Annotated in this window: 14 protein-coding genes; 5 read left to right on the top strand and 9 right to left on the bottom strand. The window is 57.6% G+C overall.

Annotated elements, in window-relative coordinates; genetic code table 11:
* The first annotated feature begins 94 nt into the window (after window positions 1-94).
* The 5 genes from J0X15_RS05435 (at window position 95) to J0X15_RS05455 (ending at window position 5,876) form a co-directional block, all read left to right on the top strand.
* Window positions 95-2,380, top strand: coding sequence for a putative bifunctional diguanylate cyclase/phosphodiesterase (locus J0X15_RS05435; protein WP_206938785.1), 2,286 nt, complete (start codon window positions 95-97; stop codon window positions 2,378-2,380).
* A 191-nt stretch (window positions 2,381-2,571) separates the two neighbouring features.
* On the top strand, window positions 2,572-3,288 hold the full coding sequence (locus J0X15_RS05440) for an endonuclease/exonuclease/phosphatase family protein (protein WP_206938786.1): 717 nt from the start codon (window positions 2,572-2,574) through the stop codon (window positions 3,286-3,288).
* A gap of 166 nt (window positions 3,289-3,454) precedes the next feature.
* A complete protein-coding gene (locus tag J0X15_RS05445) occupies window positions 3,455-4,171 on the top strand; it encodes an ABC transporter permease (protein ID WP_206938787.1) in 717 nt (238 codons plus the stop codon).
* Window positions 4,155-4,940 carry an ATP-binding cassette domain-containing protein gene (locus J0X15_RS05450; protein ID WP_206938788.1) on the top strand — a complete coding sequence of 262 codons (786 nt, stop codon included), beginning with the start codon at window positions 4,155-4,157 and terminating at the stop codon, window positions 4,938-4,940. Before J0X15_RS05445 ends, J0X15_RS05450 begins: the two co-directional genes overlap by 17 nt.
* An 84-nt stretch (window positions 4,941-5,024) precedes the next feature.
* On the top strand, window positions 5,025-5,876 hold the full coding sequence (locus J0X15_RS05455) for a substrate-binding domain-containing protein (protein WP_206938789.1): 852 nt from the start codon (window positions 5,025-5,027) through the stop codon (window positions 5,874-5,876).
* 88 nt (window positions 5,877-5,964) lie between these two features.
* Here J0X15_RS05455 and J0X15_RS05460 read toward each other — a convergent pair whose 3' ends face one another.
* The 9 genes from J0X15_RS05460 to J0X15_RS05500 all read right to left on the bottom strand — a co-directional run bounded on the left by J0X15_RS05460 (window position 5,965) and on the right by J0X15_RS05500 (window position 15,681).
* Entirely contained in the window at window positions 5,965-7,458 is a 1,494-nt protein-coding gene (locus J0X15_RS05460) for an inorganic phosphate transporter (RefSeq protein WP_206938790.1), read from the bottom strand.
* Window positions 7,459-7,555: 97 nt separating this feature from the next.
* Window positions 7,556-8,062 (bottom strand): NUDIX domain-containing protein, encoded by a 507-nt coding sequence (locus tag J0X15_RS05465; protein ID WP_209015097.1) that lies wholly within the window; start codon window positions 8,060-8,062, stop codon window positions 7,556-7,558.
* A 93-nt stretch (window positions 8,063-8,155) separates the two neighbouring features.
* Window positions 8,156-9,049, bottom strand: a complete 894-nt coding sequence (locus tag J0X15_RS05470) for a nitrilase-related carbon-nitrogen hydrolase (protein ID WP_206938792.1) — start codon at window positions 9,047-9,049, stop codon at window positions 8,156-8,158.
* A 143-nt stretch (window positions 9,050-9,192) separates the two neighbouring features.
* Window positions 9,193-9,399, bottom strand: a complete 207-nt coding sequence (locus J0X15_RS05475; protein WP_206938793.1) for a hypothetical protein — start codon at window positions 9,397-9,399, stop codon at window positions 9,193-9,195.
* A gap of 117 nt (window positions 9,400-9,516) precedes the next feature.
* Window positions 9,517-11,337, bottom strand: coding sequence for a single-stranded-DNA-specific exonuclease RecJ (recJ, locus tag J0X15_RS05480; RefSeq protein WP_206938794.1), 1,821 nt, complete (start codon window positions 11,335-11,337; stop codon window positions 9,517-9,519).
* Between the two features lie 105 nt (window positions 11,338-11,442).
* Window positions 11,443-12,438 carry a class II fructose-bisphosphatase gene (gene glpX / locus J0X15_RS05485; protein WP_206938795.1) on the bottom strand — a complete coding sequence of 332 codons (996 nt, stop codon included), beginning with the start codon at window positions 12,436-12,438 and terminating at the stop codon, window positions 11,443-11,445.
* A 46-nt stretch (window positions 12,439-12,484) separates the two neighbouring features.
* Window positions 12,485-13,789, bottom strand: a complete 1,305-nt coding sequence (locus J0X15_RS05490) for a homoserine dehydrogenase (RefSeq protein WP_206938797.1) — start codon at window positions 13,787-13,789, stop codon at window positions 12,485-12,487.
* 28 nt (window positions 13,790-13,817) lie between these two features.
* The gene (locus J0X15_RS05495) at window positions 13,818-15,035 is read right to left on the bottom strand and encodes an LL-diaminopimelate aminotransferase (protein ID WP_206938798.1); all 1,218 of its coding nucleotides are present in this window, start codon (window positions 15,033-15,035) and stop codon (window positions 13,818-13,820) included.
* A 175-nt stretch (window positions 15,036-15,210) separates the two neighbouring features.
* A complete protein-coding gene (locus J0X15_RS05500) occupies window positions 15,211-15,681 on the bottom strand; it encodes a hypothetical protein (protein ID WP_206938799.1) in 471 nt (156 codons plus the stop codon).
* Window positions 15,682-15,985 lie beyond the last annotated feature (304 nt).

Consider the following 15,985-nt stretch of genomic DNA (forward strand, 5'->3'; position numbering starts at 1 on the left):
ATCGCCTTACAAACTGCCTTATACCATGGATATGAGCAGAGGTTAGAAGATGATTCTACCTAGTGTCAGGTTCCCGATTTTTCAGGAGGTTTGCTTGGCACCGGCAATGCTGGAAAATTTAAAAGAGCACAAGGCGGCGTCCCGAAAGCAGTACTTGCTTGCAAACGGGGTTCACCATTCGCTTATCGTGGGTATCGTGCTGACGATTGCAACCATGACCGGCCTGCTTTACTGGGCAGCCGAGCGCCAGAACAGGTCCCATGCCGACTTCACGTTGAAGCTGGTTAACGGCAATCTGAGTGCCATGAAACTGCGTATGGCCGATACCATAAGCGAAGTCATCAACTCGCCTCAGGTCCTCAGCAACCTCCGCAGCAACGATACGGAATGGCTTAACGGTGACCTGCGCGACAAACTCCTCAACTCGCCCGTAATTGACCTTGCCGGGATCGACATTGGCCACGATCAGCCGCGCGCACTTTGGTATGTGGATGGCGAGGGAAAGACAACGGGAACAGGTGATGATCTTCAACTATTCTGGGATCTCCGCCGAACATTGACCTCCGAGGTCAAATCCTTGTCCGGAATCTATACCGATTTCATCGAGTGGAGAGGGGCCGTCTTCATCATAGGCGCGGCTTATTTCAGCCAGCAGAACCTTGGTGGAGCGTTGGCGGCTGCCACTCCCATTTTCGTCCTCGGTCAGGAATTGAACAAGCGATCCTTGAAGTACCTCGAGGAGGAGCTGACGCTGAAAAACCTGACCTTCGCTCCTGTGCGGGACCCGGGCGCCAAATTGGCGGTGATCAGAGGTACGGGCGCGCTGATTAAATCTTCACTCGACCAGCCTCTGGCCTATCTGCATTGGCAGCCAGAGCGCCCTGGCGACGAATTCATCCATCGGGCAGCTATTCCTGTACTGATCGTCTTTCTCACCTTGAGTGCCGTCGGCCTCTGCGCCGCGCGCTTCGCAAAGCGCAGCTCCAGTCGACTGCTGGACCAGGAAAAATATGCATTCTGGCTCGCCCGCCATGACACTGTCACACGCCTGCCAAATCGCGAATCCCTGCTGGACCGCATGACTTCTTCAACTGTCCGCAGTGAATGCCAGGCCGGCCACGCCGCCATGATGCTGATCGATATCGCCGGATTGCGAGACATAAACAATGCGGTTGGTCAGGCAGGAGGCAACGAACTCATTCGCCAGGTCGCCGAGCGCCTGCAGCAAACATTGCCCCCGAATACCTATCTCGCGAGAACTGGCGGAGACGAGTTTGATGTACTTGTCCTTTCCAACTATCCAGATGATGACATCCGCTCTTGTGCGGAGATGGTGCAAAATGTTTTTTCGCCCGATTACACCGTGAGCGGACATATATTTCAGGTTCGCGCCGCAATCGGTTACGCCAGTTCCCACACCGACAAGTGCGGCATCACCGAATTGAAAAGGCGCTGCGATCTGGCCGTAATGGAAGCTAAACGCGTGCGCACCGGATCCCCGCTCCATTACAACCCGGATCTCGACACGATTCTCAACAACCACCGGGATCTGGAGGTTCCTCTCCGCCAGGCCATTGCCGATGGCGAAATTACCGTAGTCTACCAGCCAATCGTGTGTTCCAGGACTCGACGTCTTCTCCGGGTCGAAGCGCTTGCGCGCTGGTCTCCGGCGCATCTGGGACACCCGGTCAGTCCAGAGATCTTCATCTCACTGGCTGAGCAGGCAGGGCTGATTTCCGCGCTCGGCCAGAGCGTTCTCATAAAGGTTTGCCGCGACATGCAGATGTGGCCGGACCTTAAGGTCAGCGTCAACGCCTCCCCAAGGGAGTTGAGTGACCCACGGTTTGTCGCCCGTCTTATTCGCACCTGCCGCGACCACAATATCTTGCCGCAGCGTCTCGCCATCGAACTGACAGAAGGCGTACTCGTCACCCAGCCGGAAGTCAGTCGCATGCGCCTCAACGCGTTGCGAGCTGCTGGTTTTCGCGTATTCCTGGATGACTTCGGCGACGGGTTCTCATCGATCGGCTACCTGCGCAGACTTCCCTTCGATACATTGAAGATTGATCGAAGCTTCATTCGCGACATCACCAACAGCGAAGAAGCGCAAGCACTGATCGTATCCATCACCGGCCTGGCGAAGGCTCTTCATCTGAACGTGGTGGCGGAAGGTGTGGAAACCGAAGAACAGGCAAGCCTGCTGCAACTGACCGACGTCGAAAGCTATCAGGGTTTCCTCTTTGGCCACCCGATGACGTTTTTGGAGCTTCTTGCGCGCTATGGAGACGGTGTGGATGCCGAAAACCCCAAAGAGATTCGTCCTGACGAGCCCGAGACCGAGGCACTAAAGGCTACAGGCAGCGAAGGTGCCCGCACCTGACGTCGATGTTTGCCAAGCGAACCTCCAAGGCTCTTGCCTTTGAAGATGTCTGGACTGCCCGTGTGCGGAACCACAACGCGTCCCACCCGTTAGGTCCAGTATACTCATCCATGCTGCGAGACAGGACCAGGGCTAAAAAACCCGCCCCCTCCCGACCAGCGTCGTCTCGTCTTTCCATGGAACCACCGTCTGTGATTAAAATCGCCTCCTACAACATTCAAAAGGCCATCGGGATCGACGGGCGACGTCGTCCGGAGCGCACGATGAAAGTGTTAAAGGAACTCGACTGTCACGTCCTTGCTTTGCAGGAGGCGGACCGACGTTTCGGCGCGCGAACATCACCGCTTCAATCCGATCAGCTTGCCGACCTGAGCGGATACCGCCCGGTTCCGCTTTCACCCCACAACGGTGGTCTCGGCTGGCATGGCAACGCAATATTGGTGCGCCCTGACGTGGAAGTCGAGCATTACGCCTGCATCGACCTTCCCCGCCTGGAGCCACGTGGCGCGGTCATGGCACAATTGGTGATCAACGGACACCGCATAAGGGTTGCCGCTACCCATTTGAGCCTTGTCGGGCGGTATCGCCAACGACAGATCGAAAGACTGATGCAGATCCTTCATCCCGATGAAGATGCCCCGCCGACGGTTCTGGTTGGCGACCTGAATGAGTGGCGCGACGACGGCCGGCCGCTCAAGGCGTTTTCACCTCATTATACCATCACGACGCCGGGCAAGAGCTTTCCATCTCCGTTTCCCGTGGCAAGTCTGGACCGGATCATGACCAGCTGCGACCTGCGGGTTCTGAAGGCTGGTGTGCATAAGTCTGCGACTGCGCGTGTCGCGTCAGATCATCTCCCGGTCTGGGCGAACCTTCAGATTGAAGAGCGCTCAAACGCTTCCGCTTGACGGCTTTCAAAACTGCACTGACCTCCACCAAACGTTCGTACAGGTCTCGCCCCTCTCCGGGAAGATGACAAGGGCTTGCGCCAGCAACCTCAAAACACCTGTACCCTCTCGCCAAAGACTGTGATATTCTCTCAGTTGACAGAATGGGCGAGAGAAAAGTATAAAAATGCAGGATTTTACAGGAAGCTTTCGGCTTGCTGGACGTCTTATCGCGGCGGCCGATCCTGCGCTCGTCGAAATCGTCCTGCTGTCGATACAAGTCACCCTAAGCGCCCTCGTCGTTTCTGCATTGATCGGCCTCCCCCTTGGCGCAACCTTGGCAATCAGCCGGTTTCCCGGACGGCACGGCCTGGTGATCCTGTGCAACGCCTTGATGGGACTTCCCCCCGTGGTCGTCGGGTTGCTCGTCTATATGATGCTGTCCAATGCAGGCCCCCTGGGCGTGTTGCAGTTGCTTTACACCCCGACAGCCATGGTGATCGCCCAGACGGTACTCATCACACCGATTCTGATCGCCCTGACCCGTCAGGTCATTGCTGACCTCAATCACGAATATGCAGAGACGTTTCACTCTCTCGGCGTTCCCGCGCACACCGCCATTGCCGCGCTCCTCTGGGATGGGCGCTTTTCACTGCTGACAGTCCTGCTTGCCGGCTTCGGTCGTGCAATTGCAGAAGTTGGCGCAGTGATGATCGTCGGCGGTAACATCAACCATGTCACACGGGTCATGACCACTGCCATTGCCCTGGAGACCTCAAAGGGTGAGCTTGCACTGGCTTTGGCGCTGGGGCTCATTCTGCTCGCGATTGCGCTGGGTGTGAACGCCTTGACCTCGATGATCAATGCCCCGGACGGAAAGCGCTCCCATGTCAGAAGTGCTTGATTTCACGCCCCCAAGGCGCCCTTCACGCAACGCGCACCGGCTTGCGGCTTCGCCCATGCCGCTGCAGGTGCGAGGCTTGTCGCTTGAACTTGAGGGCAAAAGGTTGCTCGATCAGGTCGATCTCACCCTCCTGGACAATGGCATCACCGTCATTCTCGGGCCAAACGGCGCGGGTAAGACGTTGCTGCTCAAATGTCTGCATGGGCTCTGCCAACCGACGTCCGGCACTGTCTTGTGGCATGTTGACGGACTGGAGCGCCCCCCCGTTCTGGAGGTTCGCAAGGCTCAGGCCCTTGTCCAGCAAAAACCGGTTCTGCTACGGCGTTCCGTTCTGGCCAATCTGAAGTTCGCAGCCAAGTTGCGTTACTCCCCCATTCCACAGGGACTGCTGGAGAACGCACTCGCCCTGGCTCGCCTCGATCACCTGGCCTCCCACGCAGCACGCACCCTGTCTGGTGGCGAACAGCAGCGATTGGCCCTTGCCCGCGCCCTGATCCTCAAGCCCAAAGTCCTGTTTCTGGACGAGCCAGCTGCCAATCTTGATCCGGCATCCACTGTCCTGATCGAAGAAGCGATCCGCGCCGCACAGTCGGCTGGCACCAAGATCGTCCTGATCACCCACGGCCTGTCCCAGGCCCGTCGACTGGCAGACAACATTGTCTTCCTGCATCGAGGGCGCATTCTGGAGCATTCACCAGCCGACAAGTTCTTCAGCGAGCCGGCCACCGTCGAAGCCGAAGCCTATGTTCGCGGGGAGATCGTTCTTTAGTCACTCCCGACTGCAGCACGCGAAATTGTAGCCGGGACACCACCAAAAACACCTCACAACAACCGCCTTAGGGAGATCAACCTTATGAACTTTTTCAATCGTCTTTTGACTGCCGCCACCCTCGGCGCCGGCCTTGCGACTGCGGGTATTGCCGTCCCTCAGTCCCTTGCTGCCGATCAGTTCATCGTCGTTCAATCCACCACATCGACGCAGAACTCCGGCCTTCTGGATGCCATCCTGCCGCAGTTTTCTGAAACCTCCGGCATTGAAGTCCGGGTTGTGGCTGTCGGCACCGGTCAGGCGCTGAAGAATGCCGCCAACGGTGATGGCGATGTACTGCTGGTTCACGCCAAGCCGGCCGAAGAAAAGTTCATCGCAGACGGCAACGGCGTTGAGCGTTTCGACGTCATGTACAACGACTTTGTTATCGTCGGGCCGGAAGCCGATCCCGCTGGCATCAAGGGCATGAATGACGCCAAGGCTGCCCTGACCAAGATCGCCGAGAGCAAGGCTTCCTTCGCATCGCGCGGCGATGACAGCGGCACCCACAAGAAGGAAAAGGCACTGTGGCAGATGGCCGGCATCACTCCAACCGATGCGTCCGGGTCGTGGTACCGGGAAACAGGGTCTGGCATGGGCGCTACACTCAATGTTGCTGCCGGTATGGATGCCTACACGATAACCGACCGGGCCACCTGGCTAGCCTTTGAAAACAAGGCCAATCTGAAGGTCCTCACCGAAGGCGACGACAATCTTTTCAACCAGTATGGCGTCATTCTGGTCAATCCGGAAAAGCACCCGAACGTCAAAACCGAAGCTGGCCAGGCCTTCATCGATTGGCTCACCGGCGAAAACGGACAGAAGGCGATCGCCGCCTACAAGGTTGGTGGCGAACAGCTGTTCTTCCCCAACGCCCAGTCAAGCGCTTCCAACTAAGCGTCACGCAGGCTTGAAACGTAAAAGCGCCGCAGGGATCCCTGCGGCGCTTTTTTATTTTCTCTGCCAGATTCGAAGCGAGGTGACGTCAGCCCATGACCACACTGAGCACGGAATAAAGCACGGCGGACAAAACCGCGGAGGCGGGAACCGTGATGATCCAGGCAGCAACGATGGTTGAGAAATGCGCCCGTCGGACCAATTTGCGGCGAACCATCTCCTCGCGGTTGCGGTCTGGTCGGGACGGCTTCGGAGCCCGTCCCGTCTTTTGCATCATGTAAGCCTGGCGGCGTTTGGAATTGGCCGTGTACCACTCACGGAAGAACCCGACACCGAACACGGCACCTACCGCAATATGGGTAGATGATACCGGCAGCCCGAGCCCGGAAGCGACAATGACGGTCAAAGCCGCAGACAACGCCACACAGAAAGCCCGCATCGGGTTCAGCTTGGTGATCTGCCCCCCGACCATGGTTATGAGCTTCGGGCCGAAAAGCAGCAATCCGAAAGAGATGCCAAGCGCGCCTACCGCCATGACCCACAGCGGGATCTGCACGTCGCGCGCAACATCCCCCAGCCCTGCCGTATGCACGATCGCAGCCAGCGGACCAACCGCATTGGCAACGTCATTGGCCCCATGGGCAAAGGAGAGCAAAGTTGCCGAGGCAATCAGTGGCAGCTTGAAGAGCTTGCGGAGGGATTGGTTCTTGTTCTCCAGACCACGCGCCTGATAGGCGACCAGTGGACGGGCGATCAGATAGGCCAGGACAGCCACGACCAGCCCGATGATCATCGACATTTCCATGTCGATCTTGATGATCTTTTTCAGGCCCTTGGTCGCCAGATACGCAGAAAAGGCACCTGCCATCACAGCGACAAAAACCGGCACCCAGCGTTTGGCCGCAGCGATCTTGTCTACGCGATAGATGATGAGAACCTTGATTTGATACAGGAAAAAGGCAGCAATGATGCCGCCTAGCACGGGCGAGATAACCCAGCTGGCTGCGATTTGCGCCATAGTTCCCCAACTCACCGCAGCAAAGCCCGCAGCCGCAATGCCGGCCCCCATCACCCCGCCAACGATGGCATGTGTTGTGGAAACCGGAGCCCCGACCCAGGTCGCCAGATTGATCCATAGTGCCGAGGACATCAGCGCTGCCATCATCGCAACGGTGAAGACGGACGGATCGGCCACGGAAGCGGGATCGATGATCCCCTTGGAGATCGTGCTGACAACGTCGCCCCCCGCCAGCAAGGCCCCTGCACTCTCGGCTATGGCGGCAATCACCAGTGCCGTCATCATCGTCATCGCGCGCGACCCGACAGCCGGCCCGACGTTGTTTGCAACATCATTGGCGCCAATGTTCAATGCCATGTAGGCACCGATCACGGCGGCGACCACAATGACGAAAGCGCCCGGAGTTCCCGAGAAGATGGCCGTTGCAGCAAGGCCGCTGAAAACGATGAAGATTAGGCCGATGCCCGGCGCAACCAGTCTTTGGCTGAGATTTCCTGTCGCTTCCTCAACAAAACTGAACTTGTCCAGATCCTTGTCGAGAGTCGGCTTGCGATATTGATCCATGGCATCCAGCTCAGTTCGTTGTCGTGGCCGTCATACAACTGTCACACACGAGGAACCCCTCGCTTAACGAACCGACGGAAAAATGCAATGAGTAGGACTACGCTGAAGCCCTTTGCGCCTGCATTTCCTCTGAAAATCGGCTCAAAATAGGCTTTGCAGCGTCTTCTTCAATCAGATCAAGCGCCTCGCCGACGCTCAGCCAGCGGATCTCACGCTCGCCTGCTTCGGGGAAATTTTCCGTCATTTCGACAGCCTCGATGACATAAACCAGCACACTGGTGTCGACTTTCAAACCACCCCCAAAGCCCTTGTGCGACTGAAAGCTGTCAAACGGCTGCTTGTCGGTGACACGTCCAATCACTCCGGCTTCCTCGAAGGCTTCGATCAAGGCTGTACGGTGCCCCTTTTTCTTCATCATCGGCCAGCCCTTCGGCAAGATCCACCGACGGGTGTCTCGCGTCGTCAGCAACAGAACCTGCAGCTCATCGTCCATCCAGCGATAGCAAAGCGCCCCGATCTGCAGCCGATCAGGGATCGTGAAGAGGCTTTTGAATACGCGTTTCAGCTGACGTCCCTTTTTCTTCAGTGTTGGAAGGTCTTTCAAAAGAGACCTTCTGACGTTTTGCCACCAGGCATCCACCATGGTTTGCAACCTTGACAGCTACGCGACAATCTTCCCTAACGGAAGATATTGCCATTAGTCTTCCACAAGGACCTGAACGTGATCGGCTTTCCAAGCGCCCGGCCAGACTTCCGCGTCGCCGGATCTCAGCTCCCGAATGATAGTGACCGGCACGGTGGCGAAAAGCACCGGGCTTTCGCCTGCACATCCATCAGTCGTAGGGGTCTTGGAGCCAACTCCCGTAAAGCCAAGGGGTTCCTCGCACGGCACAAAAAGCGCCGCTCCGGAGACATTGGTGTGCATCTGCGTTGTACCGACGGAGGCACCAACAGCGCCGCACACACCGACCGCACACATCAGCTCGACCGCTCGTGCTTTGGCGCAATCGAAAACCCGGTGATAGCCCGACAGCTTCTCCGTCATCGAAGGGATAAGCAACAGCTCAATCTTATGTTCAGCCAGCATTACCGACAGCGCCGGCATTTCGACATCAAGGCAGATCAGTATGGCCGTCTTGATCCCTTCCCACTCGAACACGCGAATCGCTGGTCCCGGAACGAGATTCCAGGTGGTTTCATCCATTTCACCCGGAGTAAGGCTTAACTTGTCGTGCCGGATTTCCCGCCCGTCAGCTGCATAAAACACTGCCGTGTTGGTCAAGCCGCCTTCACAGACGATCGGCATGGAGCCAAGCAACAGGGAAACGCCAGTCTCTTCCGGCACAGGCTGCAGAAGAGCCCGAACCTCTTCGCCAACGCTCGCAAGAAACGCCATCTCTTCGGTCGGTTTCAGGCCTTCAGGTTTGAACGCCAGGCACGCCTCGATTGCAAACTCAGGCAGGACCAGCAGCTTTCCGCCCTCTTCCTTCACCTCCAGCATCTTGGATTTAACGTGGTTGGCAAACGCTTCCGCGGACCGGGGTGAAAAACCCAGGTTCATCGCCCACAGGGCAATTGGCACATCTGACATGGCTGGTATCTCGCTAAAAGAATGAAAGGAGCTGCGCAGTGGAATGACTGCGTCTGGAACCTCTGAGATTAGCGAAATGCGGAAAAGATAAAAGGGCTTAGCGACTTTGAAATGGTCAATCAGCCGCCTAAAATTCACTCATGTCAGGAAAACGAACCCGTCTTGAGCCAGACGATGGCCAGACTGAAAAAGGCTGCGCCAAGTACAAGTGGCACGGCGGCAATCGACCCTGCACTCTCCAGCGAGCTCACCCTGGCGCTTGAACGAACCTGACGCAAGCCGATCAAAGCTTTGTCGGTGTGTTCGTCCAGCTCCGCGAAAAGTGCCTTGAGCTCATCCTGAGCAGCCATATCGTTCCCCTCCGGTGATTCCTTCACCGAAGGCAAGGCTAGAAAAAACGCGTTTCGATATGGTTAATGCCTGTTAATTCCAACAGGGCCACTGAGCTCTCACTCAGACTTCTCGTCTCAAATTCGTACTTTTTGCGGGTCGGCAACATCCAGAATGCGCAGCTGCGCCTTGGGCTGGCCCTGCCAAGTGTCAATGGACAAGGTGCCGGCCACATGCAGACTGCGGCCCCGGTTGTCCAGCAGCATCTTGCCATGCGGCTTGTCTTCCGCCTTGAAACAGATGGCTTTCAAGGTTGAGCCATCGCCCGCGCCGAGGGTTACCCTCACATGGCCATTCCCAACCACATCGGCAAACTTGACCCGATGCGAGGGAAACACGAAGACCGGCTCCGCATGACCAGCGCCATAAGGCCCGGCCTTCTCCAGCAGTTGCAGAAAATCCACAGTGGCGCCCGTCGCCGTCAAGGCGCCATCAACCTTCAATTCCCGTTTGGACGAAGCCTCCTCAACGTCTGCGGCCAGTGTCTCGTTGAAGAAAGCCGTCAACTCTTCAAGCTTGGCACGTTCCACTGTAAGGCCTGCGGCCATCGCATGGCCGCCGCCCTTGATCAGAAGCTTCATGTCGACAGCCCGACGCACCACTTTGCCCAGATCTACGCCTTGAATGGAACGTCCAGATCCGGTTCCCTTGCCGTCTGCATCAAAGGCAATGGCAAAGGCCGGACGGCGATAGGCTTCTTTCAGCCGAGAGGCAATCAGGCCGACGATGCCAGGATGCCAATCTTCCGAACCAGTCAAAAGCACTGCTGGGTCGTCCTGATCGATGGAGACAAAGGCCTGCGCATCCGCCTGCAGCAACATCGTGGCTTCCATCGTCTGACGCTCCTGATTGAGCATGTCGAGACGTTCAGCGATGCCCCGGGCTTCATCCGGTTGGGCGCATGTCAACAGACGTGCACCGAGAGCTGCATCACCGATGCGACCTCCCGCATTGATGCGGGGCCCTAGAAGAAAACCAAGATGATAAGGCGCTGGCGGTCCATTCACCCGTGCCACATCAGCCAGCGCGGAAAGCCCCGGATTGGCCCGTCGCGACATTACATCCAGCCCGCGCATAACATAGGCCCGGTTCAACCCGATCAGCGGAACCACATCGCAGACCGTGCCAAGCGCCACCATATCAAGAAGGCTCATCAGGTCCGGCTGCTGGCGATTTTGAAAGACACCACGACGGCGCAGCTCGCGGTTCAGACCCACGAGGAACAGAAAGGTCACACCTACAGCCGCCAGATGCCCCTGCCCCGACAGATCATCCTGTCGATTTGGATTGACCAGAGACTGCACATGCGGAAGCTCTTCGCCAACCTGGTGATGATCGATGACCACCACGTCCAAACCGATGTGTTTTGCCGTCTCGAAGGCCTCGAAGGAGGTACTTCCGCAATCGACAGTAATGAGAAGTCGCGCCCCCCCTTCGTATAGAGACTCGATGGCCGGGCCGTTGGGGCCATAGCCTTCAATGATGCGATCCGGAATGTGGATCACCGGGGCAAGACCGACCCAACGCAGGTAAGTGGCAAGAACGGCGGAGGACGTCGCTCCGTCCACATCATAGTCGCCAAAGATGGCAACTGACGTGCCCGCCTGAACAGCATCGGCGATACGCACCACGGCCGCATCCATCGCAACCAGGCTGGAGGGGTCGGGCATCAAGGTTTTCAGCGACGGATTGAGAAAGTCCGCCGCCTGCTCAGCCACAACACCACGCGCCGCCATTACCCGCGCCAGCACATCCGGCAGACCGTCACGCTGCGCAATGGTCATGGCAGCCAGAGCCTGCGCCTCAGTGAGACGCTCTCGCCATGCGTTGTCATTGGCGGATCGGGCCACACCCAAAACCAGCCGACCCGCCTCCGCGGAGGATATGGGGAAAATCATGAGGTCCTCGAGACGGGAGCGCTTGGGAAGCGTCGCATTCGCTATAGTGTCCTCAAACGTACACGAGCACGACGGAGCAATGTCCGACGCGTCTTTCCTCGAAACTCAATCCAGGTGAAACTTGTCCAGCTGGCTATGCTTGGCCTTGATATAGCGCACCGTCCCGGTCGACGAACGCATCACCAACGTGTGGGTCGTGATGTCGGTCCGCCCGAACTTCACGCCCTGAAGCAGGTTGCCGTCCGTCACCCCTGTGGCTGCAAACAACACATCAGGACCGGCCATGTCTTCCAGCGTGTACTTCTTCTTGATGTCCTCAATGCCCATGCGATAGGCACGTTCCACCTGCTCCTCGCGGGTGATCACCAGACGCGTCTGCATCTGGCCACCAATGCACCGCAGCGCAGCCGCTGCCAGAACGCCTTCGGGGGCACCGCCGATACCAACATAGAGGTCAATCCCGGTTTCTTCCGGATCCGTGCAGTGAATGACGCCTGCCACATCCCCGTCGCCGATCAGTCGGATCGCCGCGCCGGTGGCACGAATATCCTCGATCAGTCGCGCATGACGCGGGCGGTCCAAGACACATGCGGTGATCTCGCGAACCTTGACGCCCTTCTCCTTGGCAATCGCAGCAATGTTTGCAGCAATCGGCGCGTCGAGATCGATCAGGCCAGCGGGATAACCCGGCCCAATCGCGATCTTGTCCATGTAGCTGTCCGGCGCATTCAGCAGGTCACCTTCAGGCGCAAGGGCGATAACGGCCAGAGAGTTCGGCAAGTTCTTGGCGCAAACAGTGGTGCCTTCCAGCGGGTCCAGCGCGATATCCACCTTTGGCCCATTCTTGTTGCCCACCGCCTCACCAATGTAGAGCATCGGTGCTTCGTCGCGCTCGCCTTCACCGATCACCACGGTACCGTCGATCGGCAAACGATTGAGCTCTCGGCGCATGGCATCCACAGCGGCCTGATCGGCAGCCATTTCGTCGCCGTGTCCGCGCAAACGAGCAGCCGATACCGCTGCTCTCTCCGCCACACGCACCAATTCCAGTGTCAGGATACGATCCAGAACGCTGGAAGCAGCTACATCATTCTTCGCCATAAACGTCTCCACACTCTTTGGGCCCGCTCCCGCCAGACCCAAAGGCTTAACTCAGTCGTTCGATTCGGATCATCTGCGGAACACCAGAAATAACACCCGTTTCGGCAATCTCGTCCAGCGCTTCCCGCACGGCGACTTCAGTCGTTTCATGGGTAATCAGAATAACCGACTTCGCATCTGCTCGGTCGGCGTCTCCGCGGTGACGCTGCACGATGGATTGCAGCGAGATATCCTTGTTCCCCATCGCCTTGGCGATTTCAGCAAAGGCTCCCGCCCGGTCCTGCACGGTGAAGCGGATATAATACCCACCTTCATGCAGACGCATGCGGGCGCGCGTATAATCTGCAAGATCCTTGGCCGGCATCCCCAGAACTGGCGTGACATCACCACGCGCAAGATCGGCGATATCGCTGACAACAGAAGAAGCGGTCGCATCGCCACCTGCACCGGGTCCGACCAGAACCAGTCCACCGACAAAATCACCATCGACCGCGACGGCATTCAGCACGCCGTCCACCTGGGCAATCGCCGACTGCTTCGGTACCATTGTCGGATGAACACGCTGTTCGATTCCGGTGTCTGTCTTCTGGGCCACACCCAGCAGCTTGATCCGGTACCCCAGCTCATCGGCGGCCTGAATGTCAGCCGTGGTGATGGACGTGATGCCTTCAAGATAGATATCGTCAGCGGAGATCTTCGTGCCAAAGGCCAGACTCGTCAGAACAGCCAACTTGTGGGCCGTGTCATTGCCTTCAATGTCGAATGTCGGATCGGCTTCTGCATATCCAAGTCGCTGGGCGTCGGCCAGACAATCCTCAAACGAGATACCTTCCTTCTCCATCCGGGTCAGGATGTAGTTGCAGGTACCGTTCATGATTCCGTAGATCCGCGTCACCGCGTTACCTGAAAGGCTTTCACGCAGCGTCTTGACGATCGGAATGCCGCCGGCAATCGCAGCCTCGTAGTTCAGGCACACACCATTGTCTTCCGCCAGCTCCGCCAGATCCACACCGTGCTTGGCGAGCAGCGCCTTGTTGGCGGTGACCACATGCTTTCCAGCAGACAAAGCGGCACGCACGCTGCTTTCTGCAGGGCCATTGTCGCCGCCGATCAGCTCAACGAAAACGTCGATCTCGTCGGATTGGGCCAGCTCAATCGGGTCCGTGAAGAACGTCAGACCGCTGAGATCAATTCCACGGTCGCGAGTGCGATCACGCGCACTGACAGCTGTCACCTCGACTGCACGACCGTTCTTGCGCGCCAACGCATCCCCATGCTCCCCCAGGAGCCGGATCACGGATGCGCCAACGGTACCCAGTCCCGCAACCCCAAGTCTCAAAGCATTTGCCATCTAAATTATTCCGATTGGTATTCTTGTCTTAGCGGGAGGCCTCGATCGGCACCACGTTGTGCAATGTTTCGTGCGCTGTTTCAAGGAAACGGCGCACGTTGCGCCCCGCCTGCCGAAGCCGCTGCTCGTTCTCCACCAGACCAATGCGGACGAAGTCGTCGCCGTACTCGCCAAATCCAATGCCCGGAGCTACAGCAACTTCCGCTTTTTCCAGCAAAAGCTTGGAAAATTCCAGACTGCCAAGGCTGCGGAATTTCTCCGGGATTGGCGCCCAGACAAACATGCTGGCTTCCGGCGCAGGAATATCCCATCCCGCACGGCTGAAGGATTCGATCACCACATCACGGCGTTTCTTGTAGATCGCCCGCGTTTCACGAATGCAATCGTCAGGCCCGTTGAGAGCCGCAGCGGCAGCTACCTGGATAGGCGTGAAGGCACCATAATCGAGATAGGACTTAACGCGAGCGAGGGCTGCTATCAGCCGTTCGTTGCCAACCGCAAATCCCATGCGCCAACCCGGCATTGAAAAGGTCTTGGACAGCGAAGTGAATTCCGCCGTCACTTCCATCGCACCCGGCACCTGCAGTACCGATGGCGGTGGGGTGTCGCCAAAGTAGATCTCGGAATAGGCAAGATCGGACAGAATAAAGATCTCATGCTTGCGCGCGAAGGCAACCACGTCCCGATAGAACTCGATATCGGCACAATAGGCAGTCGGGTTCGCCGGATAGCACAGGATGACCGCCAATGGCTTCGGCACAGAGTGAACCACTGCGCGTTCCAGCGCGTGGAAGAACTCCGGTCCCGGCTCGGCTGGAATTGAACGAATGGCAGCACCGGCCATCAGAAAGCCGAATGTGTGGATCGGATAACTCGGATTGGGGCTCAACACCACATCCCCAGGCGCGGTAATCGCCTGAGCCATGTTGGCGAAGCCCTCCTTGGATCCCAGCGTCGCCACGACCTGTGTCTCCGGGTTCAACTTAACGCCGAAGCGCCGGTCGTAATAGGCAGCCTGCGCCTTGCGCAGCCCCTGAATACCCTTCGAAGCCGAATAACGGTGCGAACGCGGGTCCTGAACCACTTCCGTCAGCTTGTCGACGATGTGCTTCGGTGTCGGCAGGTCCGGATTGCCCATGCCGAGATCAATGATATCCGCGCCCGCCGCTCGCGCCTTGGCTTTCAGTCGATTGACTTGCTCGAAGACATAAGGTGGCAGCCGCCGGGTCTTATGAAACTCTTCCATGGCGCGGGTCCTTCGCGATCCTGTTCCCGTTAAACACTTTGATGAAGCTCTGGCCCGTGGGGCGGGCAGTTAGAGCCAGCCCTTCAAGTCCGATGAAGGGCGTTGGTTGGCCTTTTAGCAGCAGGCATCGCCCACTGCACCCACCTTTGGAAATTTGGACAGGTATATTTTTGGCTTAGTCGGTCGCCAGACTTCCTGCCTCGATGTCTGCCAGCGCATCGGCACGTTCTGAAGCAGCCAACCGACGCAACGCATCCACACTGAGGCTTTGTTGCGACACGCCGCGCGTTCCATTGGCCAATCCCAATGCCTTCAGATAGGCAATAGTCGCCTCCTTCTGCGCCTCGGCTGACGTGACGACCGCGCCTGGCCTGAGAGAAACACTGCTAGCTCCGGAGGACGACAGAACTTTTGATCCAGGATCTGTCTGACCTTCATCGCGCGACGCCAGAGCCAGCGGTGTGTCAACATCATCCCCGCTTGCAATCACTGCGGTACTTGCTGAAGACGCATCGGCGACCGATGTGGACGCAGATGCATTCGGCTTCGAGACCACATCCAGAAGCGTAACATCAGGCCCGAGTGCACAGCCCCCCAGAGGCACAACGAACAATCCGAGAAACTGCAAAACCCTTAGTCTTTTCAAGGCAATTGATTCCAATGAGTATCAAATTGTTTAGATGCACTCTAATGACTGACGTGCGTTCGGAAAAGCCGCCACAGACCCGGACAATGCAATTATTCGACAGCATCTCACTTTTATCGCAGAACCCGGCCTGAATCCACCAAACCACGACGTGGTTTTCGCGCCACGGAAAATGCTTTCCTGCGCGTCTTGACAGGGCTTTCGCCAGATTTTGACAAATCCGCATTGCGTTTGCGCCCGAACCTGAGTGACACTTGTTCAAGTGCACAAACGGTACGGTCACTCTGGCCCTCCGGATTAATAA

Source organism: Roseibium limicola (assembly GCF_017313085.1).
Taxonomy (GTDB): domain Bacteria; phylum Pseudomonadota; class Alphaproteobacteria; order Rhizobiales; family Stappiaceae; genus Roseibium; species Roseibium limicola.

Excerpts from the sequence above, each read along its gene's own strand:
- J0X15_RS05445 (WP_206938787.1), top strand. The coding sequence starts at position 3,455 with ATGCAGGATTTTACAGGAAGCTTTCGGCTTGCTGGACGTCTTATCGCG.
- J0X15_RS05450 (WP_206938788.1), top strand. The coding sequence starts at position 4,155 with ATGTCAGAAGTGCTTGATTTCACGCCCCCAAGGCGCCCTTCACGCAAC.
- J0X15_RS05455 (WP_206938789.1), top strand. The coding sequence starts at position 5,025 with ATGAACTTTTTCAATCGTCTTTTGACTGCCGCCACCCTCGGCGCCGGC.
- J0X15_RS05460 (WP_206938790.1), bottom strand. The coding sequence starts at position 7,458 with ATGGATCAATATCGCAAGCCGACTCTCGACAAGGATCTGGACAAGTTC.
- J0X15_RS05470 (WP_206938792.1), bottom strand. The coding sequence starts at position 9,049 with ATGTCAGATGTGCCAATTGCCCTGTGGGCGATGAACCTGGGTTTTTCA.
- J0X15_RS05475 (WP_206938793.1), bottom strand. The coding sequence starts at position 9,399 with ATGGCTGCTCAGGATGAGCTCAAGGCACTTTTCGCGGAGCTGGACGAA.
- recJ (WP_206938794.1), bottom strand. The coding sequence starts at position 11,337 with ATGATTTTCCCCATATCCTCCGCGGAGGCGGGTCGGCTGGTTTTGGGT.
- glpX (WP_206938795.1), bottom strand. The coding sequence starts at position 12,438 with ATGGCGAAGAATGATGTAGCTGCTTCCAGCGTTCTGGATCGTATCCTG.
- J0X15_RS05490 (WP_206938797.1), bottom strand. The coding sequence starts at position 13,789 with ATGGCAAATGCTTTGAGACTTGGGGTTGCGGGACTGGGTACCGTTGGC.
- J0X15_RS05495 (WP_206938798.1), bottom strand. The coding sequence starts at position 15,035 with ATGGAAGAGTTTCATAAGACCCGGCGGCTGCCACCTTATGTCTTCGAG.